General features: G+C 66.6%; 25 protein-coding genes. 9 read left to right on the plus strand and 16 right to left on the minus strand.

Annotated elements, in window-relative coordinates; translation table 11 throughout:
• Positions 1-314 precede the first annotated feature (314 nt).
• The 6 genes from pheS to pyk form a co-directional block, all read right to left on the minus strand.
• Positions 315-1388, minus strand: coding sequence for a phenylalanine--tRNA ligase subunit alpha (gene pheS / locus ACO2Q5_RS08505; protein WP_423289907.1), 1074 nt, complete (start codon positions 1386-1388; stop codon positions 315-317).
• A gap of 90 nt (positions 1389-1478) precedes the next feature.
• Positions 1479-2495, minus strand: a complete 1017-nt coding sequence (locus ACO2Q5_RS08510; protein WP_423289909.1) for an acyltransferase family protein — start codon at positions 2493-2495, stop codon at positions 1479-1481.
• A 186-nt stretch (positions 2496-2681) separates the two neighbouring features.
• Complete coding sequence (rplT, locus tag ACO2Q5_RS08515; RefSeq protein WP_423289911.1) at positions 2682-3047, minus strand: 50S ribosomal protein L20; 366 nt, start codon at positions 3045-3047, stop codon at positions 2682-2684.
• 12 nt (positions 3048-3059) lie between these two features.
• Positions 3060-3260: a 50S ribosomal protein L35 gene (gene rpmI / locus ACO2Q5_RS08520; RefSeq protein ID WP_423289913.1), complete on the minus strand. Its 201-nt coding sequence runs from the start codon at positions 3258-3260 to the stop codon at positions 3060-3062.
• 149 nt (positions 3261-3409) lie between these two features.
• On the minus strand, positions 3410-3634 hold the full coding sequence (locus ACO2Q5_RS08525) for a hypothetical protein (RefSeq protein WP_423289915.1): 225 nt from the start codon (positions 3632-3634) through the stop codon (positions 3410-3412).
• Between the two features lie 30 nt (positions 3635-3664).
• On the minus strand, positions 3665-5110 hold the full coding sequence (gene pyk / locus ACO2Q5_RS08530; RefSeq protein ID WP_423289917.1) for a pyruvate kinase: 1446 nt from the start codon (positions 5108-5110) through the stop codon (positions 3665-3667).
• A gap of 291 nt (positions 5111-5401) precedes the next feature.
• Between pyk and ACO2Q5_RS08535 the strand changes: the two genes are divergently transcribed.
• The 3 genes from ACO2Q5_RS08535 (at position 5402) to ACO2Q5_RS08545 (ending at position 7742) form a co-directional block, all read left to right on the plus strand.
• The gene (locus tag ACO2Q5_RS08535; RefSeq protein ID WP_423289919.1) at positions 5402-6139 is read left to right on the plus strand and encodes an N-formylglutamate amidohydrolase; all 738 of its coding nucleotides are present in this window, start codon (positions 5402-5404) and stop codon (positions 6137-6139) included.
• Positions 6132-6446: a DUF1244 domain-containing protein gene (locus ACO2Q5_RS08540; RefSeq protein ID WP_423289921.1), complete on the plus strand. Its 315-nt coding sequence runs from the start codon at positions 6132-6134 to the stop codon at positions 6444-6446. Before ACO2Q5_RS08535 ends, ACO2Q5_RS08540 begins: the two co-directional genes overlap by 8 nt.
• 183 nt (positions 6447-6629) lie before the next feature.
• Entirely contained in the window at positions 6630-7742 is a 1113-nt protein-coding gene (locus tag ACO2Q5_RS08545; protein WP_423289923.1) for a calcium-binding protein, read from the plus strand.
• Positions 7743-7751: 9 nt separating this feature from the next.
• On the opposite strand, the gene ACO2Q5_RS08550 is transcribed toward ACO2Q5_RS08545, so the two are convergent.
• The 4 genes from ACO2Q5_RS08550 to dgcA all read right to left on the minus strand — a co-directional run bounded on the left by ACO2Q5_RS08550 (position 7752) and on the right by dgcA (position 10643).
• Complete coding sequence (locus ACO2Q5_RS08550; protein ID WP_423289925.1) at positions 7752-8057, minus strand: AzlD domain-containing protein; 306 nt, start codon at positions 8055-8057, stop codon at positions 7752-7754.
• Entirely contained in the window at positions 8054-8755 is a 702-nt protein-coding gene (locus ACO2Q5_RS08555; RefSeq protein WP_423289927.1) for an AzlC family ABC transporter permease, read from the minus strand. The genes ACO2Q5_RS08550 and ACO2Q5_RS08555 overlap by 4 nt, the downstream gene beginning before the upstream one ends.
• Before the next feature lie 3 nt (positions 8756-8758).
• Positions 8759-9616, minus strand: coding sequence for a D-amino-acid transaminase (locus tag ACO2Q5_RS08560; RefSeq protein ID WP_423289929.1), 858 nt, complete (start codon positions 9614-9616; stop codon positions 8759-8761).
• Positions 9617-9680: 64 nt separating this feature from the next.
• Positions 9681-10643, minus strand: a complete 963-nt coding sequence (gene dgcA, locus ACO2Q5_RS08565) for an N-acetyl-D-Glu racemase DgcA (RefSeq protein WP_423289931.1) — start codon at positions 10641-10643, stop codon at positions 9681-9683.
• Positions 10644-10815: 172 nt separating this feature from the next.
• Here dgcA and ACO2Q5_RS08570 point away from each other — a divergent pair, with 172 nt between their 5' ends.
• The 5 genes from ACO2Q5_RS08570 (at position 10816) to ACO2Q5_RS08590 (ending at position 15019) form a co-directional block, all read left to right on the plus strand.
• A complete protein-coding gene (locus tag ACO2Q5_RS08570) occupies positions 10816-11775 on the plus strand; it encodes an L-malyl-CoA/beta-methylmalyl-CoA lyase (RefSeq protein ID WP_423289933.1) in 960 nt (319 codons plus the stop codon).
• Between the two features lie 228 nt (positions 11776-12003).
• Positions 12004-13182 carry an HPP family protein gene (locus ACO2Q5_RS08575; protein WP_423289935.1) on the plus strand — a complete coding sequence of 393 codons (1179 nt, stop codon included), beginning with the start codon at positions 12004-12006 and terminating at the stop codon, positions 13180-13182.
• 78 nt (positions 13183-13260) lie between these two features.
• Complete coding sequence (locus ACO2Q5_RS08580) at positions 13261-14220, plus strand: acetyl-CoA carboxylase carboxyltransferase subunit alpha (RefSeq protein ID WP_423289937.1); 960 nt, start codon at positions 13261-13263, stop codon at positions 14218-14220.
• A complete protein-coding gene (locus ACO2Q5_RS08585; protein ID WP_423289939.1) occupies positions 14217-14531 on the plus strand; it encodes a DMT family transporter in 315 nt (104 codons plus the stop codon). The genes ACO2Q5_RS08580 and ACO2Q5_RS08585 overlap by 4 nt, the downstream gene beginning before the upstream one ends.
• Positions 14528-15019: a hypothetical protein gene (locus ACO2Q5_RS08590; protein WP_423289941.1), complete on the plus strand. Its 492-nt coding sequence runs from the start codon at positions 14528-14530 to the stop codon at positions 15017-15019. The genes ACO2Q5_RS08585 and ACO2Q5_RS08590 overlap by 4 nt, the downstream gene beginning before the upstream one ends.
• A 4-nt stretch (positions 15020-15023) precedes the next feature.
• Here the strand turns inward: ACO2Q5_RS08590 and ACO2Q5_RS08595 are convergent, their stop codons facing one another.
• From ACO2Q5_RS08595 to ACO2Q5_RS08615, 5 genes are read right to left on the minus strand one after another with little or no spacing between them, the layout of a single operon-like run.
• A complete protein-coding gene (locus ACO2Q5_RS08595) occupies positions 15024-15629 on the minus strand; it encodes a pyridoxamine 5'-phosphate oxidase family protein (RefSeq protein ID WP_423290545.1) in 606 nt (201 codons plus the stop codon).
• On the minus strand, positions 15629-15958 hold the full coding sequence (locus ACO2Q5_RS08600; RefSeq protein ID WP_423289943.1) for a TfoX/Sxy family protein: 330 nt from the start codon (positions 15956-15958) through the stop codon (positions 15629-15631). Before ACO2Q5_RS08600 ends, ACO2Q5_RS08595 begins: the two co-directional genes overlap by 1 nt.
• Before the next feature lies 1 nt (position 15959).
• Positions 15960-16685 (minus strand): lysophospholipid acyltransferase family protein, encoded by a 726-nt coding sequence (locus ACO2Q5_RS08605; protein ID WP_423289945.1) that lies wholly within the window; start codon positions 16683-16685, stop codon positions 15960-15962.
• Positions 16682-17605: a cell division protein FtsX gene (locus tag ACO2Q5_RS08610; protein WP_423289947.1), complete on the minus strand. Its 924-nt coding sequence runs from the start codon at positions 17603-17605 to the stop codon at positions 16682-16684. The genes ACO2Q5_RS08605 and ACO2Q5_RS08610 overlap by 4 nt, the downstream gene beginning before the upstream one ends.
• Positions 17602-18273 carry a cell division ATP-binding protein FtsE gene (locus ACO2Q5_RS08615; protein ID WP_423289949.1) on the minus strand — a complete coding sequence of 224 codons (672 nt, stop codon included), beginning with the start codon at positions 18271-18273 and terminating at the stop codon, positions 17602-17604. The genes ACO2Q5_RS08610 and ACO2Q5_RS08615 overlap by 4 nt, the downstream gene beginning before the upstream one ends.
• Positions 18274-18441: 168 nt before the next feature.
• Between ACO2Q5_RS08615 and ACO2Q5_RS08620 the strand changes: the two genes are divergently transcribed.
• The gene (locus ACO2Q5_RS08620) at positions 18442-19335 is read left to right on the plus strand and encodes a zinc-ribbon domain-containing protein (protein WP_423289951.1); all 894 of its coding nucleotides are present in this window, start codon (positions 18442-18444) and stop codon (positions 19333-19335) included.
• Positions 19336-19365: 30 nt separating this feature from the next.
• Here ACO2Q5_RS08620 and ACO2Q5_RS08625 read toward each other — a convergent pair whose 3' ends face one another.
• Positions 19366-21840: a DUF4175 domain-containing protein gene (locus tag ACO2Q5_RS08625; RefSeq protein WP_423289953.1), complete on the minus strand. Its 2475-nt coding sequence runs from the start codon at positions 21838-21840 to the stop codon at positions 19366-19368.
• Positions 21841-21886 lie beyond the last annotated feature (46 nt).

Raw genomic sequence — 21886 nt, forward strand, 5'->3', positions numbered from 1 at the left:
AGGGCCGCATTGTAGGCGGGCCAGTTCGTCGTGCGGTAGCGGGCAGAGGAAGGCTTCGGCATGGACCGAATCTAACGCTCAGGATTCACGACGTGAATCCGCATCACCGATAAGTGCAACAACGTCTGTTTCGACCGCACGTGGCTTACCACAGGTCGGCCCACCCATGGCGAGCGCCGCGTACGCCTTCAAACGATCAATTGTGGTCGGGGCATCTTTCGCCCGAAAGCCGCCGTCTTCTGTCCATAGCCAAACGGCAACTACGGCGCACAAGATCAGAAGCATAATGAACGGATAGCTCCAGACTGCTTCCATCACCGCGACAGCCCGCCCGGCAGATTGGGCAGGTCCAGCGCGCTGAAGCCGTAGTGGCGCAGCCAGCGCAGATCGCTTTCAAAGAAGGCGCGCAGGTCGGGGATGCCGTATTTCAGCATGGCGATGCGGTCGATCCCCATGCCGAAGGCAAAGCCCTGCCATTCGTCGGGGTTGACGCCCGCAGCCTGCAACACCTTGGGGTGCACCATGCCGGAGCCGAGGATCTCCATCCATTTGTCGCCTTCGCCGATGCGCAGCTGGCCACCGACGTTGGAATAGCGGATGTCCACCTCGGCCGAAGGTTCGGTGAAGGGGAAATGGCTGGCGCGGAAGCGCAGTTCGACACGGTCCACCTCAAAGAACGCGCGGCAGAACTCCTCCAGCGTCCATTTCAGGTTCGCCATCGAGATATCGCGGTCGATGGCCAACCCCTCGACCTGATGGAACATCGGCGTATGGGTCTGGTCCATGTCCATGCGGTAGACGCGGCCCGGCGCGATCACCCGGATCGGCGCGCCCTGTTCCGTCATCGCGCGGATCTGCACGGGAGAGGTATGGGTGCGCAGCACATGCGGCGGGCGGTTGTCGCCCTCGGCCCGGTGCATGAAGAACGTGTCATGCTCCTGCCGGGCGGGATGTTCCGGCGGGATGTTCAGCGCGTCGAAATTGTACCAGTCGGATTCCACCTGCGGGCCTTCGGCCACGGCAAAGCCCATGTCGGCGAAAATAGCGGTCAGCTCATCCATCACTTGGCTGACGGGGTGGATGGTGCCGGTGCGGCGCGGGCGGCCGGGCAGCGTCACGTCCAGCCATTCCGAGCGCAGCCGTTCGTCCAGCGCGGCATCGGACAGCGCGGCTTTCTTGGCGCGCAGGGCGGCGTCGATCTCATCCTTCAGGACGTTCATGGCCGCGCCCGCGGCCTTGCGTTCCTCGGGCGCCATCTTGCCCAGAGTGGCCATCAGGGCCGAAATCTCGCCCTTCTTGCCAAGGGCGGCCACCCGCACCTCTTCCAGCGCGCCTTCGCCCGGGGCCGCCGCAATGGCGGAAAGGTATTTTTCGCGCAAAGCATCCATGGCGGTCGTCCTTCGGTCGCGGATGAAGTTCCGGGCGCCGTGCTAGCGCAGGACGGCTTCGGGGACAAGCACCGCTTCCCCGCGCGTGGGTCAGAAGCCCGCCAGCCGCATCAGCCCATAGCGCCGGGCGGCCGCCCAAAGCGCCAGCGGCCCGGCCAGACCGGCCAGCGTGCCCAGAACCAGATGCAGCACCGGGTCCGCGATGCCGGCCATCACCAGAACGATCCGCACCCCGGCCGAGAACATGGTATGCGCCAGAAAGATCGCCATCGAGGCCTGACCCAGCAGGCCCAGATAGGGGAACGGCACGCCCATGGCCACCCCACGACGCAAGGCCAGCAGCAGCAGCACCGGGGCGAACAAGGCCACCGAGAGATTGGAGGGCGCGCTGTTCAGTGTTGCGGCCAGCCACAGCAGCAGCGCGAACAGCGCCAGCGTCAGCAGAAGCGTCACGAGGCTGGTGATCTGCACATCACCGCGGGCAAAGAGGACCCCGGCAATCAGGCAGGGCGCATAGAGCACGGCGGGCACCAGCCATGGCCCGAGAGCCTCGGGCACGGGCACCCAGAGGGCCAGAATACAGGAGAGGGTGAAGCTGCCCAGCCAGAAGGTGGTGTCGGACCGGCTGCCGCTGATCCGCTGCCACAGCCGCCACATCAGGTAAAGCACCGCCGAGATCACGAACAGCGCCCAGAGAAACCAGAAATGCAGCTGCGGCGGCAGCGGGTTCAGCGGAAACTCGGCCCAGCTGGCACCGCCGTTGACGGCATTTCCCGCCGCGGCGCGGAAGGCGAAGAAGATCCAGGTCCAGAGCGCCAGCGGCCACAGAAGCCGCAGCATCCGGTCGCGCAGAAAGCCGGCGGGAGCGTGGCGGCGGGCCACATGTTCGAACATCAGCCCGGACAACAGAAAGAACAGCGGCATGTGGAAGGCATAGATCACCCGGTCCACCGTCTCGACCAGCGGTGTCAGCGGCTGGATGCCCGCCGTCTCCAGCCCGCGCAGGCAATGCGCGAACACCACCAGCAGGATGCCCAGACCCCGGGCGGCATCCAGCCAGTCAAGCCGTTCGCGCGCGGGCGCTGCTGTCAGTAGTCCGGTAACCATTCCCCGCGTTCCTGTGAGGGCTGACAAGCCCGTGACCGAATCCTGCTTTGCCCCCGCAAGCCCAGTTGAAACAGCATGTTGCAGCGGCTCTGTCATGCCTTTTCTGCAATGACGCAGCGACTGCCCGCGCAAACGAAAACGGGCACCCGAAGGTGCCCGTCATTGTTCAGGAAACGTGAACGCGGATCAGGCGGCCAGAGCGGCCCTGGCCTTGCCGGCGATGGCGTTGAACGCCTCCGGCTCGTGCACGGCCAGATCGGCCAGAACCTTGCGGTCCACTTCGATCCCGGCTTTCGACAGGCCGTCGATCAGGCGCGAATAGGTGAAGGCCGGGTCGAACAGACGGACGGCCGCATTGATCCGCTGGATCCAGAGCGCGCGGAACGTACGCTTCTTGGCCTTGCGGTCGCGGGTCGCGTATTGGTTGGCCTTGTCCACTGCCTGGGTGGCGGTGCGGAAATTCGTGGAACGGGCGGCGTAGTAGCCCTTGGCCGCCTTGATGACCTTGCGGTGGCGGGCGTGGGTGACAACGCCGGATTTGACGCGGGACATGGGTCTGGCTCCTTAGCGGTTATACGGCATGTATTTCTTGACGATGCCCTCGTCCGAGGCGTTCAGGATCATCGTCCCGGTGGCCTGACGGGTGAACTTCGTCGTGCGCTTGATCATGCCGTGGCGCTTGCCGGCCACGCCTGCCTTCACATGGCCGTTGGCCGTGAAGGTGAACCGCTTCTTCGCAGCGGATTTGGTCTTCATCTTGGGCATTTTCACACTCCAGTGTTTCGCGCGCGGGGAGGCATGCCACTTTCGCCGTCCGCGCGGTTCTTCCGAAGGCGCCCTGATAGGGGCAGCCGGGGAAAAGGGCAAGGGGGATTCCGACCTGCCGGGTCAGTTGGCCCGCTCGTCGGGCCGGGTCAGTTGATATAGCGCCCGACGACGGACATCATCACATGCGGCACGTCGCCCACGGCATAGCCGCCGGGTTTCTTGGTCACCGCCGCCACCACAAGCCCGGCAGCGGCGATCAGCATGATGGCGCCCATGCGGGGCGCGCGCCCGTCGGTCCAGGCCGAAAACAGCGAGGGGATGGTCAGGATCGCCAGCACGACGCCGATGGTCAGAAACAGGTCCGGATCCAACTCGCGCCCCCTTGCCAGAACGACCGAAGGTTAGCCGGGGTCAACCTTGGAAATCAACCGCTCATCACAGGGGGCGACCCGCAGGATGTTGGTTGTGCCCTGCACGTTGAACGGCACGCCTGCGGTCACCACGATCTGGTCTGCATCGGTGGCAAAGCCGTCCGAACGCGCGGCGCGGATGGCCGACAGGACGGCGCCCTTGAACCGCTCCTGCTCGGGGACCACCACGCAATGGACACCCCAGGTCAGCGCCATGCGGCGCGCGGTTTCGACCAGCGGCGTCAGCCCGATGATCGGCACATGCGGCCGTTCGCGGGCGACCAGACCGATGGTGTTGCCGGATTGGCTGAAGCAGGTGATGGCCTTGATGTCGGTCGCCTCGGCGATCTCGCGCGCTGCGGCGACGATGCCATCGGCCACCGTCTCGCGCCGGACGACGCGGCTGGCGTCGATCACGGCCACATAGGTCGGGTCGCTTTCGACCGATTTGGCCACATTGTCCATGGTGGTGACGGCTTCGACCGGGAACTTGCCCGCGGCCGATTCGGCCGACAGCATGACCGCATCGGCGCCTTCATAGATCGCCGTCGCCACGTCCGAGACTTCGGCCCGGGTGGGCATCGGATTCTCGATCATCGATTCCAGCATCTGGGTGGCCACGATCACCGGCTTTGCCGCGGCGCGGGCCTTGCGAACCAGCCGCTTCTGGATCGGCGGCACCGAATGCACGGGCAGCTCCACGCCCAGATCACCACGGGCGACCATGATGCCATCCGACACGGCAAGGATTTCGTCATAGGCCTTCACCGCGGCAGGCTTTTCGATCTTCGACAGGATCGCCGCCCGGCCCTTGGCCAGTTTGCGCGCCTGTTCCACATCTTCGGGCCGCTGGACGAAGGACAGGGCCAGCCAGTCCACGCCCAGATCGCAGGCAAATTCCAGATCCTTCAGGTCTTTTTCGGACAGTGCGGCCAGAGGCAGCACCACATCCGGCACGTTCACGCCCTTGCGGTTCGAGATGGTGCCGCCGACGACCACGGTGCAATCGGCGAAATCGGGGCCGCAGGCATCGACCTGCAGGCGGATCTTGCCGTCATTGACCAGAAGGGTCGCGCCCGGTTCCAGCGCGGCAAAGATCTCCGGATGCGGCAGTTGCACGCGGCTGGCATCGCCGGGGGTGGCGTCCAGATCGAGGCGGAACTTGTCCCCATCCTCAAGATCATGGGCGCCCGCGGCGAAGGCGCCGACGCGCAGCTTCGGGCCCTGAAGATCGGCCAGAATGCCGATCGGGCGGCCAAGGTCCCGCTCCACCTCGCGGATGATGCGGTGACGCTCGCGGATATCCTCGTGCGTGCCATGGCTCATGTTCAGGCGGAACACGTCGGCCCCGGCCACGAACAATTCGCAAATCATGTCATAGGTGCTGGATGCAGGCCCCAGAGTGGCGACAACCTTGACGCTGCGGTGACGGCGCATGCCATCCTCCTTCAAATATCGCTTTCATCGTGGGCCAAGCGGGTTATGGCGCAGAATGTTAGCGCCCGCAACCGAACGTATTGTGACGTGCCCGGTTTTCCGGCCCTGTTCCGCAGAGAGGCCGCGGAAATCATCAGGGATGAGGGATATGCGCGGCGAAATGCCGGCTGCGCGACCTCCAACACCGGTGTTTCGCCTGCAAAAGCGGCATCCGGGCGCGGGTGCTGCGGCGTGCCGCCGGTGGACCCGGCCCGCGCGATGCGCTAACCCGGACCAAAGAGCGGAGGCGCCGTGGCATTCCAGATCGAAGGCGAAGACCGGCCCGGCCGTTGGCTGGTGACCTGCGACCATGCGACCAACCGGGTGCCGGACTGGGTGGCCGGCGGCGATCTGGGGTTGCCCGCGGATGACATGGCCCGGCACATCGCCTGGGATCCGGGCGCGGCGGGCGTGGCGCGGGCGCTTGGGGTCCTGCTGGACAGCCCGGTGATCTGCTCGGATTTCTCGCGTCTGGTGATCGACCCGAACCGGGGCGAGGATGATCCGACGCTGGTGATGCGGCTATATGACGGCAGCCTGATCCCCGCGAACCGCCGCATTGATGCCGAGGGCATCGAGGAACGGCTGTCGCGGCTCTATCGGCCCTATCACGCGGCCTATGCGGCGCTGGCGGCGCGGCGGCCGGATACGGTCATCCTTGCGATCCACAGTTTTACGCCCAGCCTGAAGGGGCGTCCGCCGCGGCCATGGCAGATCGGCGTGCTGCATTCGCATCTGGATTCGCGGCTGTCCCATGCGGTGATCGGCCAGCTGCGGCGCCTGCCCGGACTGTGCGTCGGCGATAATGAGCCCTATTCCGGCCATCTGCCCGGCGATGCGATCGACCGCCATGCCCTTGCCATGGGGCGACACAATACCCTGATCGAGGTCAGGAACGATCTGATTGCCGATGCGGCGGCACAGGCGGACTGGGCGGCACGGTTGGCGCCTGCCCTGACCGCCGCCCTGAAGGAGGTAGACCATGGATGACGCGACCCGGACCGAGCTGGAGGCCGCGGCCTTCCGCGCGCTGATGCAGCACCTGCTGGAGAAGCGGCCCGATGTGCAGAACATCGACCTGATGAACCTGGCCGGGTTCTGCCGCAACTGCCTGTCCCGCTGGTATCAGGAGGCCGCGGCCGAGCGGGGCATCGCTTTGACCAAGGATGCCGCGCGCGAGATCGTCTACGGCATGCCCTATGCCGATTGGGTGGCACAGCACCAGACCGAGGCCAGCGCCGAACAGAAGGCAGCGTTCACGCAGTCCTTTGCGGCGAATGTTGGATCGAAGGGCTGATTCCGCACGGTTTCTGCCGCGGAAACAATATCCGCGCAGCCCGCCCTGACCCCGCGCCCGACAGGACAATGCGGCATTTTTAAGGCGGCCTGATTGACTCGCATCTGCACGAGGTAAAGATTTTGTTAACGCCGACGTTGCCAACGGTCCGGCGGCAGTCTTTCCTGTGCAGGTGCCCCAATTATGGAATTGCTTTTTATCCTTCCGCTGCTGTTCGCGGGTGTTCTGGTCGATGCGCTGAGCAATGACGATTCGGACGATGATGATGACACCCCCGAAAACGAAAGCTGGACCGGCACGGACGGGCCGGACATCCACAGCGGTGGCGCCGGGGACGACACGCTGCTTGGTCTGGACGGGGATGATTCACTGTCCGGCGGGCGCGGAGACGATCACATCGAAGGCGGCGGCGGGAATGACACCGTCCGGGGCGAGCACGGAGACGATCATCTCAGCGGCGGGGAAGGCGACGACCTGATCCTTGGATGGTCGGGGGATGACACGCTGATCGGAGACGAGGGCGATGACATCTTGAAGGCCGGGTCGGGGGATGACCGGGTCTTTGGTGGCGATGGCTCCGACACGGTGAATGGTGGTTTCGGGTCGGATGAAATCTTTGGTGGCAACGGCGACGATAGCATCATGGGCGGCGGAGATGCCGATACCCTGAGGGGCGGGGCTGGCAACGATTCCATGGCGGGTGACGATTATTCCGGCCAAAATCAGGCTGATGATCTGATGACGGGCGATGCCGGCGACGATAGCATGCGAGGGGATGGCGGAAACGACACGCTTTATGGCGGGGCCGACCGGGATTCTCTGAACGGCGGCGCTGGCAACGATCTGCTCTATGGCGGAGCGGGTGATGACTACATTGTGGATATGGATGGCGCTGACACCCTTTACGGCGGGGCTGGCGGCGACTTCCTTTATGCGCGGGATATTATCCCCGGCGCCGGAAATTCGGACGTGTTGTATGGTGGTCTTGGCCACGACACGCTGACCGGCGATAATGGGGACACCCTTACGGGAGGGGCCGGGCGCGACTCGTTCATTGTCGATTATGATTCGATTAACAATGAAGACGGTGCGCCGGTTGTGATCACGGATCTGGCTGCCAACGAGGCCTTGCAGGTCCAGATCTATGAGCCTCTGACCTCGCAGGCCCTGCGGATTGCAGAGAACGGCACGGATACCGAGGTTGTCGTGAATGGCGATGTGGTGGCGGTGATCTCCGGCCGGACGGATGTGACCTTCGACCTGATCACCATCGAAGCACCGACCTGGGTGCAGTAGAGGGCGAAGTTACCAGCCCATAGCCCGCAAGATGGCCGCCACTGCCACACCCAGAACGGCGGCCATCACGTCGTTGCGGGTTAGAAAGCTCAGCGCGACCGCGGCGCCCAGGGCCAGCGCCTCGGTCAGCCCGCCCGCGGCCAGCGCAAGGGCGGTGATGCCGGACATCACTGCCAATGGTGTCGCGCGCAGCGCGGCATCCAGACGAGGCGAGGGCGGCAGAAACCGCATCGCCAGATAGCCCGCATAGCGACAGACCAGCGCGGCGGCCACGGCCACGGCCAGCATGGCCCACATGGGCGGTGTATCTGTCATGCGCGCGCCCTTTTCGGCACGGTCAGGGCGGCAAAGGCGGCGCCGCAGACACCCGCGGCCACGATCCCCCATCCCGCCCCGGCGAAATGCGCCACGGCAAGGGCCGAGGCCGCGCCCACGGCCACCGGCACCAATGCCATGCGCGACCGGATCATCACCGCCATCATCGCCGCGGCAAAGGCGGGCAGCATCAGATCGGCGCCAAGGGCATGCGGGTCAGGCAGGATTTGCCCGAAGATCGCCCCCGCCACGGTGCCCGCCAGCCAGACCACCACCAGCGGCACCCCGGTCCCCATCAGATAGGCCCGGTCCTCCTCGCCCTGTTCGGCGGCCCGCATGGTGGCGATCCAGTTTGCATCGCCGATCAGCAAGAGGCTGGGCAGCGCCCGCGCCGGCCCCGCCTGCGACAGCCACGGCTGGATCGTGGCGCCGAACAGCAGATAGCGCGCGTTCATCACCAGAATGGTCAGCGCGATGGACGAAAGCGTCACATGCCCGGTCTGGATCAGGCTGACCGCCGCCAGCTGGGCCGAGCCGGAGAAGACCCCCGCACTCCACCCAAGCGCCCAGCCCCAGCCCATGCCCGCCTGCGCGGCCACCAGCCCGAAGGCCAGCCCGTAGATCAGGATCGGCAGCGACAGGGCCAGACCCACCCGCATGCCGCGGCGGAATCCGGCCCCGGTGAACGGGGCATGCATGGCTCAGAGCGCGGCCTTGCGGCCTTCGTCGATATACAGCTCGCGCAGGCGCAGGGCCACGGGGCCGGGCTTGCCCGCGCCGATGGCGGTGCCGTCGATCTCGACCACCGGGGTCACGAAGGTCGAGGCGCCGGTGATGAAGGCCTCATCCGCGGCCTGCGCCTCGGCGATGGTGAAATTGCGCTCCACCACCTCCATCTGCGCCTCGGCCGCGTATTTCAGCAGCGCCGCGCGGGTGATGCCGTGCAGAATGTCGTTCGACAGCTGCCGGGTGATGATCTTGCCGTTCTTGACGATATAGGCGTTGTTCGCGGTGCCTTCGGTGACGAACCCGTCCTGTACCAGCCAGCTGTCATCCGCCCCGGCCTTTTTGGCCATCATCTTCGCCATCGAGGGATAGAGAAGCTGCACCGTCTTGATGTCGCGGCGGCCCCAGCGGATGTCATCGACCGAGATGACCTTGATCCCGGTCTTTGCCTTCGGGCTGTCCAGCAGATTGGCGACCTGGGTGAACATCACCACGGTCGGCGCCACTTCATCGGACGGGAAAAGGAAATCCCGGTCACCCGGATTGCCGCGGCTGATCTGAAGATAGACCATACCTTCGCTCACGCCGTTCTTCTCGACCAGTTCGCGGTGGATCGAGAGCAGCTCTTCGCGGGTCAGCGGATGCTGCATGTCCAGCTCATTCAGGCTGCGCTGAAGCCGGGCGAAATGGCCCTCGAAATCCATCAGCTTGCCGCCGATGACCGAGGTGACCTCATAGACCGCATCGGCGAAGACGAAACCGCGGTCGAAGATGGAAATCTTCGCGTCGGCCTCCGGCAGATACTCTCCGTTGAGATAGACGATGCGGCTCATGTGCGGTCCCTCCGTTGCGGCAGGGGTTTTCTTTGCCGATCCGGGGCCGCGGTCAAGGGTGGATTCAGCCCCAAAGCGCGGGATCGGGCGGATGCACGCCACGGGCGTCATAGTGCAGCAGGTGGGGCCGGTCCTCGGCCAGAAGAAGCGGGCCGTCCAGATCGACGTGATCGGCCCCCTGCGCCAGCAGAACGGCGGGCGCCATGGCCAGAGAGGTGCCGACCATGCAGCCCACCATCACCCCGAAGCCCTGCGCCCGCGCGGCATCGCGCAGGGCCAGCGCCTCGGTCAGGCCGCCGGTCTTGTCCTGCTTCAGGTTGACCACGTCATATTTGCCGCGCAGCGCGGGCAGGCTGTCGCGGTCGTGGCAGCTTTCATCGGCACAGACCGGCAGGGGGCGGGCGATTTCGGCCAGAAGATCATCTTGCCCGGCGGGCAGAGGCTGTTCCACCAGCGCGACCCCCAGCCGCAGCAGATGCGGCGCCAGATCGGCGTAGATCTCTGCCGTCCAGCCTTCATTGGCATCGACGATGATCCGCGCCGCGGGGGCGCCTGCGCGGACCGCCTCCAGTCTTGGCATGTCGTCGGGGGTGCCCAGCTTGATCTTCAGCACCGGGCGGTGGGCATGGGCGGCGGCCTGCGCGCGCATCGCCCCTGGCGTGTCCAGGGACAGCGTGTAGGCCGTCACCATCGGCCCCGGCACGGGCAGGTGGGCCAGATCCCAGACTCGGCGGCCCGCGGCCTTCGCCTCCAGATCCCAGAGCGCGCAATCCACCGCATTGCGGGCGGCCCCGGCGGGCAGGGCCGTCTGGAGCGCGGCGCGGGTGATCCCTTCGGGCAAAGCGGCGATCTGGGCGGTCACGCTGTCCAAAGTCTCGCCATAGCGGGCATAGGGCACGCATTCGCCCCACCCCGTCACCCCGCCACGGGCGATGCGGACGGTCAGCACCTGCGCCTCGGTCTTCGATCCGCGCGAGATGGTGAAGACCTGCGCAAGGCGGAAAGTCTCACGGTTTACGGTGATCATGGGGCGCCCCTTTGGTCTGCGGCCCTTGTTGGCCCGGCGCTGGGCCGCCGTCCACCGGATTTCGACGCTGCATATGCAGTGCTGCGGAGGCAAAATCATCTTGCCTGCGTCTGCGCAATATTATATCGAAACTGTCGATCAGAACGAAACTTGATTTCCTGACGGAGCCGCGATGAGCTTTCGCCTGCAACCTGCCGCCCCCGCCCGCCCCAACCGCTGCCAGTTGTTCGGGCCGGGTTCGCGCACCGCATTGTTCGAGAAGATGGCCGCCAGCGCCGCGGATGTGATCAACCTTGATCTCGAAGACAGCGTGGCGCCGGGGGACAAGGACAGCGCGCGGGCGAATATCATTCAGGCGATCAATGACATCGACTGGGGCCGCAAGACGCTGTCGGTGCGGATCAACGGGCTGGACACGCCGTTCTGGTATCGCGACGTGGTCGATGTGCTGGAACAGGCCGGCGACCGGATCGACCAGATCATGATCCCCAAGGTGGGCTGCGCGGCCGATGTCTATGCGGTCGACGCGCTGGTGACCGGCATCGAACGCGCCAAGGGCCGGACGAAGCCGATCAGCCTTGAGGTTATCATCGAGACCGCCGCGGGCATCGCCCATGTCGAGGAGATTGCCGCCTCTTCCCCCCGCCTGCAGGCCATGAGCCTGGGCGCCGCCGATTTCGCGGCCAGCATGGGGATGCAGACCACCGGCATCGGCGGGACGCAGGAAAACTACTACATGCACCGCGAGGGCGCGAAATACTGGTCCGATCCGTGGCATTGGGCGCAGGCCGCCATCGTCGCCGCCTGCCGCACCCATGGCGTGCTGCCGGTGGATGGGCCGTTCGGCGATTTCTCGGATGACGAGGGGTTCCGCGCGCAAGCCCGCCGCTCGGCCACCCTGGGCATGGTCGGCAAATGGGCGATCCATCCGAAGCAGGTCGCGCTGGCCAATGAGGTCTTCACGCCCTCCGATGCCGCCGTGACCGAGGCACGCGAGATTCTGGCCGCGATGGAGGCCGCAAAGTCCGCCGGTCAGGGCGCCGCAGTCTACAAGGGGCGCCTCGTCGACATCGCCTCGATGCGGCAGGCCGAAGTCATCGTCCGGCAGGCCGAAATCATCGCCGCGGGCTGAATTGAATCGTTGACACACTGCTGTGACATTGTGCACGGTTGACCGGCCGATGGCCCGTTCCTTGGGCAGATCGAAAAGAATACCCGCGCCGCGACCAACAGGGAGAGGAGGCCCTGCGCGGCAACCGGGAGGACGCGCGCCCCGTGGTGAAAGCCGCGGGGCGTTGCTACATTCAGGAAGGGCGTTCCGCAGCGGACGTTGCCCGGGACGGACAGGCGGAGAAGGGCAGTGCAAATCGGGGAACGTGTCGCTGGCGCGCTGCGCCATCTGCGCCCCGCGGCCTCTTTCGCCGGTGGACGAGAAACCCTGCGCGCGACGCTGGCTGTCGCCCTCGCACTGGCGCTGCTGGAGCTTTTGCTGCGCCCGGTCCGCGGCACCGGAGAGGCGGGTCTGTTCCTGATCCCGCCCTTGGCGGCCAGCAGCGTGATCCTGTTTGCCGTGCCGAACAGCCCCATGGCGCAGCCCTGGCCTGCGCTTCTGGGCAATTGTCTTTCGGCGGCGGTCGCGGTGGCCTCGGTCCTGTGGATTGATGATCCGGCGCTGCGGGTGCCCGTGGCGGCGGCTTCGGCGCTGCTGCTGATGCATCTGGCCCGGGCGCTGCATCCCCCCGGCGGCGCGGTGGCCGTGCTAGGTGCGCTGAACCCAGAGATCATCCAGAAGCTGGGCTTCGGTTTCGTGCTGGCGCCGGTGGGGCTGGGCACGCTGTGCCTGATCCTTCTGGCCATTCCCTTCGCGCGGCTGACCGGGCGGTATTATCCGTTCCGCCAGCCGGAGGCGCGGCAGGCAAAAGGGGCGGATGACCGGCTTGCCGTATCGCGTGACGAACTGGCCGCGCTGTTGCAGGAATTCCGGCAAAGCACCAATATCGGGGTCGAGGATCTGGCCCGGCTGATCGTTGCGACCGAACGGCTGGCCGCGCAGCATCAGGCCGAAGGCATCCCCGTGGCCGAGGTGATGTCGCGCGATCTGGTCACCGTCCGGCAGGATGCCCGGCTGTCCGAAGTGGCAGGCCTGTTCCGGCAACACGGCTTCACCTCGCTTCCGGTGCTGGACGACCAAGGGCGCTATCTGGGACTGATCTTCCAGATCCACCTGATCCGCAGCGCCGAGGATCTGGCCCGGGCGACGCAGGGCGGGTTTGTTGCGGCAATGGCGCGGCGGCTGGCGCCGGGCCGCGAGGATGGCCTGCGCGCGGCCGATCTGATGGATGCCTCGGTGCCCCATCTTGCGCCCGATGCCCCGGCATCCGCGCTGATGCCGCTGCTGGCGCGGGGGCATTGCGATGCCATTCCGGTTCTGGACGACCGGGGGCCGGATGGTCCGGTGCTGGTGGGGGTGGTCACGCGCACGGACCTTGTTTCCCTGCTGGCGCGATTGCCTGCATCCCGGGCAACCGGCGGCAGCTGACGCAGGGCAAGCCCGGACGGTTGCACTTTGGCCCGCCCCCGGCCATATAGAGGGCGACCAAGACAGGGTTCGCCGCGCATGATCTACCTTGAATTCGAAAAGCCCCTGGCCGAGATCGAGGGCAAGGCCGAAGAACTTCGGGCCATGGCCAAGGACGGGTCCGGCATGGACGTGGCCAAAGAGGCCGAAGCGCTGGACCGCAAGGCGGATGCCGCGCTGCGCGACCTGTACCGCAATCTGACCGCATGGCAGAAATGCCTTGTGGCGCGCCACCCGGACCGGCCGCATTGCCGCGACTATATCGACGCGCTGTTCACGGAATACACGCCTTTGGCCGGCGACCGCGGCTTTGCCGATGATCATGCCGTCATGGGCGGGCTGGCGCGGTTCAATGACCGCCCGGTCATGGTGATCGGCCATGAAAAGGGCAATGACACCAAGACCCGGATCGCGCACAACTTCGGCATGGCCCGGCCCGAGGGCTATCGCAAGGCCATCCGCCTGATGGATATGGCCGACCGCTTCCGCCTGCCGGTGATCACGCTGGTGGACACGCCCGGCGCCTATCCCGGCAAGGGCGCGGAAGAGCGCGGCCAGTCCGAGGCGATTGCCCGGTCCACCGAGAAATGCCTGTCCATCGGTGTGCCGCTGGTGTCTGTGGTGATCGGCGAAGGCGGATCGGGCGGGGCGGTGGCCTTTGCTACGGCGAACCGCGTGGCCATGCTGGAACATTCGGTCTATTCGGTGATCTCTCCCGAAGGCTGCGCCTCGATCCTGTGGAAGGATGCCGAGAAGATGCGCGAAGCGGCCGAGGCTTTGCGGCTGACTGCTCAGGATCTGCAAAAGCTGGGCGTGGTGGACCGCATCGTCAAGGAACCCGTCGGCGGTGCGCAGCGTGCCCCGCGTGAGGCGATCGAGGCGGTGGGCAAGGCGGTGGAAACCATGCTGGGCGAACTCTCCAGCAAGAAGCCCGAGACGCTGATCCGTGACCGCCGGAACAAGTTCCTTGAGATGGGGTCGAAGGGTCTGGCGGCGTGAACCCATGGATCATCGTCGCCATCGCCGGTCTGATGGAGACGGGCTGGGCGCTTGGTCTGAAATATTCCGACGGCTTCACGCGGCTCTGGCCGACCGTGGTGACGATCATGCTGGCGACCGGGTCGTTCTGGCTGCTCAGCCTTGCGATGAAATCGCTGCCGGTGGGCACCGCCTATGCGGTCTGGGTGGGGATCGGGGCCATCGGCACCGCCACTGCCGCGGTCTTTCTCTTTGCCGAGCCGGTGAATGCCCTGCGCATTCTGGGGGTGCTGATGATCCTGGGCGGGATCGTCGCGCTGAAATTCGCATGATCCGGGCGGCGGTTCTTGCGATGGCTCTGGCCGCGCCGGCGGCGGCGGGCACGCTGGAGGGGCGGCTTGTCACCTTCACCGTCATGACATGGGATGACCCCGCCACCCCCTATCTGGAGGCGCGGGGCCGCACGGTTCAGGTCAGCGAGGGCGTGGAATTCGGGCTGGAGCCGGAGGGGCTGACCGGCGGGCTGGATGTGGTGCCGGTCACCGTGGATATCGGGCCGACCCGGGTGGAGCTGACGTATCCCAAGGGGTTCGGCACCTTCTACGATGCCACCTTCAACGGCTATGTCCTGAAGTTCGAGGCGGATTGCGCCTTGTTCGACAGCTTTCGCATCGACCCGGAATTCACCACCATGCAGGTGACAGACGCCGATGTCTTCACCGACAAGGGCGCGCTTTACATCAACGTCGCCGCCCGCGGCTATGGCCCCGAGCAGCGGCTGGCGCTGGACCTTCAGGTCGCGGACTGCCCGCTCAGCTGACGCCTCACCACATGCTCTTCGCCGCGCGGGCGGGCCAGTCGGCGTCATAGGCGGCGCCGTCGATCACGCCTTCGGTGATCTCGCGCAGCATGTCGCCCACGGTGGGCAGCCCGGCCGACTGGTCGCCCCCGGTCCAGAGGGCCGAACGGATCAGCGCGCGGGCGCATTGGGAATAGACCTCGGCAATGGCGATCACGGTCACCGTGCGCGGGCGCTGGCCGTCGCGGTCGAACAGGGCCAGCAGCTCGGGGTCTGCGGTCAGCCGGGCGGTGCCGTTCACCCGCATCGCGGTGTTCGATCCGGGGACAAGGAACATCAGGCTGACCCGTCCGTCGCGCAGGATATTGCGCAGGCTGTCGATCCGCTCATTCCCCTTCCAGTCGGGCAGCAAAAGGGTGCGCGGGTCCATCACCCGGACCACCGGCCCCTCATCCCCGCGGGGGCTGCCATCGGTGCCTTCGGGCCCCACGGTGGTCAGCACACAGAAGCGCGACCGTTCGATATGGGCGCGGTAGGACGGCGTCAGCGCGGGCATCACCTTGGCCACGGCGGCCTGTCCCGGCGTGCCATAAAGCGCGTGCAGGTCTTCCAGCGAGGTGATCCAGTGCATCATTCGGCCTTCTTTTTCTTGCGGGGTTTCGGCGGCGGGCGTTCCCGCGCCACGCTGCGGAGCGCCGCGCGCACCGTGTCGGGATCATCCAGCGCCTCGGCAACATTCATGTAAAGCGATCCGCCGGGGAAAGGCGGGGCCAGATCGCAATCGGGCAACAGGGCACGGGCACCGGGCAGCGGCTTGATCCAGAGCGTATCGTCGCAGACCAGCGCCACCACGACGCCATCCAGATACAGCGCGTATTCGCCGAACATCTTGCGCGCGGTCAGGGGCAACGGTGCCAAGAGGTCGCGCAGATGGTCCACCGTTTCGGCCCGGGTCGCCATGTCAGGCCCGGAACCCGGCTTCGGCCATCAGCGCATTGGACCGCGATTCGATGCGTTGCTCCAACTCCGCCATGAATTCGGGCACGCGCTGGCCGGGCGGGATGGCGGGCAGGAACTCCACCACCGCCAGACCGGGTTTGCGGAGGATACCGCGCTTCGGCCAGAACACGCCCACATTGGTGGCCACCGGCACGCAGGGCTGGCCCAGCTGATCATAGATCAGCCCGATGCCGACCTTGTAGGCTTTGGTCGCGCCCGGCGCCACGCGGGTGCCTTGCGGATAGATCACCAGCTGTCCCGGGTCGGCGGTGCCGCTGGCCACATCGGCCTTCATCTTTGCAATCGCCGCGCCCCGCTTGCCGCGGTCCACCGGAATACAGCCGATGCGCAGGGCATACTGGCCCAGAAACGGAGTCCAGATCAGTTCCCGCTTCATGATGAAACGGGGGCGGGGCAGGGCGCCGAAGATCAGGATGATGTCGAAGAAGCTCTGGTGTTTGGCGGCGATCAGCACCTCGCCCTGCGGCACCTCACCCCGGATCTCGGAGCGCAGGCCGCACAGGATGCGGGCCGTCCAGCGTACCCAGCGACAATAGGTGTGGGCGGCGGCCAGCGCACCTTCGCGCGAGATCACCGCCCAGGGTGCGAAGACCACGGCAAAGACCGCCATGGCCAGATACATCTGCAGGATGAAGATCAGCGACAGCAGCCAGCGGATGGCGATCATGTCAGCTCCCTCAGCTTGTTGAAGGCGGCGCGGCGGGTGGCGAAGAAGGCGACCGCCCCCGCCAGCGGTGGCAGGACAAAGGGCCAGAGCCAGCCCGCCCCGGTGAAACCAAGGCCCGTCAGGAAGCCGCCCGCAGAATCGGCATTGGGCAAGAGGAGGACACCGATCAGCCCGGCCAGCGCCCCCGCCGCAGCCCCGGCCAGTGCCCGCAGGGTAAAGCGGCGCACGAAGGCGCGGGCGATGTAATCATCCTTGGCGCCGACCAGCCGCAATACCTTGATCACCTGCGCATTCGCCGCCAGCGAGGCATTGGCTGCCAGCGTGATCATCGCGCCCGTGGCCGCACCGATCAGCAGGATCGATAACAGGCCCAGAAGACGCAGCCGCCCCGCCGCCTCGACCAACGGGCGGCGCCAGCGAGTGTGGTCGTCCAGCACCGCACCCGGTGCCTCGGCCGCCAGCCTTTGCCGCAGCCCTTCGCTGTCATAGCCGTCGCCGCCTTCGGTGATCTCGATCAGCCGGGGCAGGGGCAGATCCTCGACCGGCAGGTCGGGGCCGAAGAACGGCGTCAGCAGCGCGCGGTTCTCCTCATCGGTCAGGGCGCGGGCGCTTTCGACGCCCGGCGTGGCCGACAGAAGCTGCAGCACCGCCTGTGTCTGGATATCCATCTGTTCGGGAGGGGCAGAAAGGCGGATCGTGGCGGTCCGCGCCAGCTCATCGGACCAGCGCGCCGCCAGCCGCCCCGCGGCCAGCGACAAGGCCATCGCGAAGACGCAGAGGAAGGCCATGGCACCGGCGGTAAAGCTCGTCAGCCATGCCGTGTGGCCCGAGGGCGGGACCACCCGGTCGGCCTGCCGGTCCGGGATCATCAGCGCCACGAAAGGCGCGGTCAGCTGGGTCAGGCGGTGGCGCAGGGTCACAGATCCGCCCCCGCCAGCTGGATCCGGCGGCGCGAAATGCGCAGCACCCGGGCGGGCACCTGATTTTTCGCCTGCCGGATCAGGTTCAGGTCGTGGGTGGCCACGACGATGGTCTTGCCCATGCGGTTCAGCTCCACCAGCAGGGTCAGCAGGCGCAGTGACATGTCCCAGTCCAGGTTGCCGGTGGGTTCATCCGCCAGGATCACATCCGGCCCCATGATGATCGCCCGGGCCAGGGCCGCACGTTGCCGCTCCCCTCCGGACAGATGGGCGGGCAAGGCGTCCGACAGATGCGCCAGCCCGACCCAGGACAGCAGGTCCTTCAGGTCGCGCGGATCGCCGCGCCGCCCAGAAACCGCCAGCGGCAGCGCCACATTGGCGGCCAGCGGCAGGTGGTCCAGAAACGGCGCATCCTGATGCACAACACCGATGCGGCGGCGGGTGCGTGCCACGTCATCGCGGCTGAGGCTGCGGACCTCGCGGTCGAAGATGGTGACATGGCCTGCCGTCGGCAGCAGTTCGGCATAGGCCAGTTTCAGGAAGGTGGTCTTGCCCGAGCCGGAGGGGCCGGTCAGAAAGTGGAACGACCCCGGGGCAAGGCGCAGCGAAACCTCGGACAGAAGCTCTCCGCCACCATAGTTATAGGCCGTGTTTTCAAAGGCAATCACGCCGGCATGCCCCTTTTGTCCCCCGGCCGCGGCGCAAGATGATGCAGCAGCCCCGCCTTCCATCGCATGTTGCCCGCGGATTGCACAAGACCGGGACACAAAGTCTTGGCCGTTCACGGGATCGTTGATACAACAGCGGCGGGCAATGCCTTGACGGGGAAGTGATTGATGCGGTTGGCCTGTCCGAATTGTGACGCGCGGTATGAGGTCCCGGACGATGCCATCCCCCCCGGCGGGCGGGATGTGCAATGCTCGAATTGCGGGCATGGCTGGTTCCAGTTGCGTCCCGAAGACGAACTCGCCCTGGAGGAGGAGGCCGCGCTTTACGGCGACGACCTGCCCGCACCCGCACCCGCACCCGCATCCCTGCCGCCTGCCGCGCCGCCCGCCGTTGCCCCGCGTGTTGCGGCCCCGGCGGCTGTTCCGGCCCCTGTGCTGCCGGAAGAGGACGAGGATGAGCCTTCGCCCCCGCCTTCGGTCGCGCCTCCTGCCGCGGCACTGGAGGATTCCGTCCTTTCCGTCCTGCGCGAAGAGGCCGAGCGCGAGGCCGAGGCCCGCCGGAGCGAGGCGCAGCGCCAGTCCTCGCGTCAGGCCGAGGCCGAGGGCCAGATGCAGGTGCAGCCCGACCTCGGGATCGAGCCGCCCGCCTCGGCGGCCAGCGCGACCCGCCGCCGTCTGGCCATGCTGAAGGGGGAAAACCCCGACGCTCCGCCGCCCAGCCCGCCGAAACCGGCTGCGCGCCGCGACCTGCTGCCCGATGTCGAAGAGATCAATTCGACCCTCCAGCCCGGAGAGCGGGCCAGCAACCCCGATGCCGAGGTGGAGGCGCTGCCCGACCTGACCCGCGGCAACAGCTTTCGCAGCGGGTTCCTTCTGGCGGTGTTCCTGCTGTTCGTGGCTGCGGTGATCTATGTCACGGCCGACAGCATCGCCGCGTTGGTGCCCGCGCTGAAAGGGCCGCTGGACAGCTATGTCCTCTTCGTGGACGGGCTGCGGCTCTGGCTGAATTCGACAATGGACAATGCCACCGATGCCATCAGCCCGGCTGCCCCGGGAGGCTGATCCCGGGTCTGATCCGGCGGGGTCGCCGGATCAAAACATGTCCAGAAGCCGCTTGAGGTAATCCAGTTCCTCGTCCGGCCGCTCCGCCTCGCCCGAGCGGCGGCGGATTTCGTCCAGAAGCTGCTGCGCGCGCTGATCGGGGTCGTTCTGCACCATGTTGTTGTCCGAGCCGATGCGCGCCGCATCGCCGGGTTCGCGGCCCAGAGGATCAACGGCATTGGGGTCCACCCGACCCGCCTGTTCGGTGCCGCCGTTGTCCTGACCCTGTTCGCGCTGCTCCTGCGCCAGAGCCTCGCCGAAATCCTGCATCCCGTCGCGCATTTCCTGCATGGCCTCGGCCTGCCGGTCCAGCGCGCCGGACAGGTCGCCTTCTTCCAGCGCCTCTTCGGCCTGACGCATCGCTTCTTCGGCGCGGTCCAGCGCATCGCGGCCCGCTTCGCCCTGTTCGGTGCCATCACCGGGCAACTGGCCATCCTGCAATTCCTGCAACCGCTGGCGCAGCTCGCGCTGGCGATCGGCCAGTTCGCCGGGGTCCTGCTGACCTTCCTCGCCGTTGCGGCCTTTCTGCATGTCGCGGTAGGCGTCGTCCGACAGGCCCTGCTGGTCCTTCAGCGTCTCGCCCAGATCCTTCATCGACTGGTTGCCCTGACCTTCGCCCTGGCCTTGGCCTTGGGTGACCTGCAGGTTTTCCATCAGCTGACGCAGCTGTTCCATCAGGGCCATGGCCTCGGCGGTCTTGCCTTCCTCCATCAGCCGCTGGATTTCGTCCAGCATCTGCTGGAGCTGATCGCCGGTGATTTCCTGCCCGCCTTCGGACGGCGGCTGCGGATTGCGCTGCGCCTCTTCGCCCAGTTCGCGGGTATAATCGCGCATCGCCTGCTGCATTTCCTTCATCAGCTGGTCGATTTCCTCGGGCGAGGCGCCGTTGCGGATCGCCTCCTCCAGCCGGTCCTGCGCGCGTTGCAGCCGGTCATAGGCAGAGCCGAGATCGCCCTCTTCGAACATGAAGGCGATGTCCCAAAGCTCCTTGACCACCTCGTCGCGCTTTTCGGTCGTCATCGGGCCCGCGGCGTTCAGCTTGTCCATCTCGCGGATCAGCACCCGCAGCCGCTTGGCCGCGTTTTCCGACCGGGACAGATCCTCGGGGCGATACATCATCGCCTTCAGGATCTGCACCGCGCGGGTTGCATTCTCGCGGTTCCACAGGATGTCGCGGCGCATCTCGATCACGGCATTGGCCATCGGATCGAAGAACCGCTTGCCGGGCAGGGTGACGGCATAGGGTTCCGCGCTGCCGGTCTGGCCGGCGGCATCGGATACGCTGAAGACCATCTTCACCGGCATGTTCGACAGGATCGATTCCGAGATGTCGTCGATCAGCGTCTCGGCAATCTCGGCCCGTTTGCCCTTCACCGGCATCGGCAGATCAAGGACCACGGGCGCCACGGGCTCGGGGTCGATGACCAGCCCGTGGCTGCGGTTGACCGCTGCCAGATCCAGCGAGATCGTCACGGTCCCGGCCACCACGCCGTAATCGTCGCTGGCCTTGAACCCCTGTTTGAACCGGCCGTCTGCCTCGCGCCCGATATCGCCGGAAACCTCGACCGCAGGCAGGGCATCCGGCGTGGCGATCACCTCCCACGTGCGGCCGCCGTTGCCTTCGATGGCCAGACGGCCCGACTGGCTGACCGTCAGGTCGGTCAGCCCGGCAAGGCCCTGCGGCACAGCGGGCGTTGCGCCATCGGCGGGCGGTTCGGGCGGGGGGGCGACCTGCGCGACGGTTTGTTCGACCACCAGCCCGTCGGTGCCATAGACGCGGATCTGGATGCGGGTCCCGACCGGAACCTCCAGCGGGCCTTCGGCAATGTCGTTCAGATAGATCGTCGGTTTGCCCGTATAGGCGGGCGGCTTGGCCCAGCCTTCCCAGACCGGGCCGCCGGGCATGGCGGTGGCCGCGCCGGGGGGCAGCCCCGTCACCTCGGTCACCCGCCAGAAACTGCCGAAGAGGGCGGCCATCACCGCCGCGGTCAGCGCCACATAGCGGAGCGCATAGGGGTCACGCGACGACAGGCGCAAATCGGGCTGCACGGGACGCGCGGCACGGGCGCGGTCGGCCATGCGGGCAAGATGCACCTGCCACACGCCCTGCGAGGCCGGGTCGGCGGCGCCGATGGCCATGGTGTCGCGCAGGGCGGAAATCGGACGACCCGGCAAGCTCATGTCCAGCCGGGTCAGGGCATCCTCGGCAGTTGGCTTTCGGAACCGCCACAGGCCCCAGGCCAGCGCGACGACTGCCGCCAGCGCCACAGCGCCCGCCCCGATCTGCAACCACAGCAGCGGACCCAGTTCATGCACGCCAAAGGCCGCGGCCGAGAAACCCAGAAGCAGAATCACCCAGAGCGGCCAGAACGCCAGCATCAGCCGTTCGGCCCAAAGCCCCGCCAGCGTCAGACGCAACGGGGTTTTCAGCGACTCAAGGGTTTTTTCCGGGGATTGCGCCGCCATTCCGCCTCCGCCATGCGGATGCACCGGGCAGCCGCGTCAAAGCCAT

This window comes from Neotabrizicola sp. VNH66 (genome assembly GCF_049445895.1).
In the GTDB taxonomy this organism is placed as follows: domain Bacteria; phylum Pseudomonadota; class Alphaproteobacteria; order Rhodobacterales; family Rhodobacteraceae; genus Pseudogemmobacter.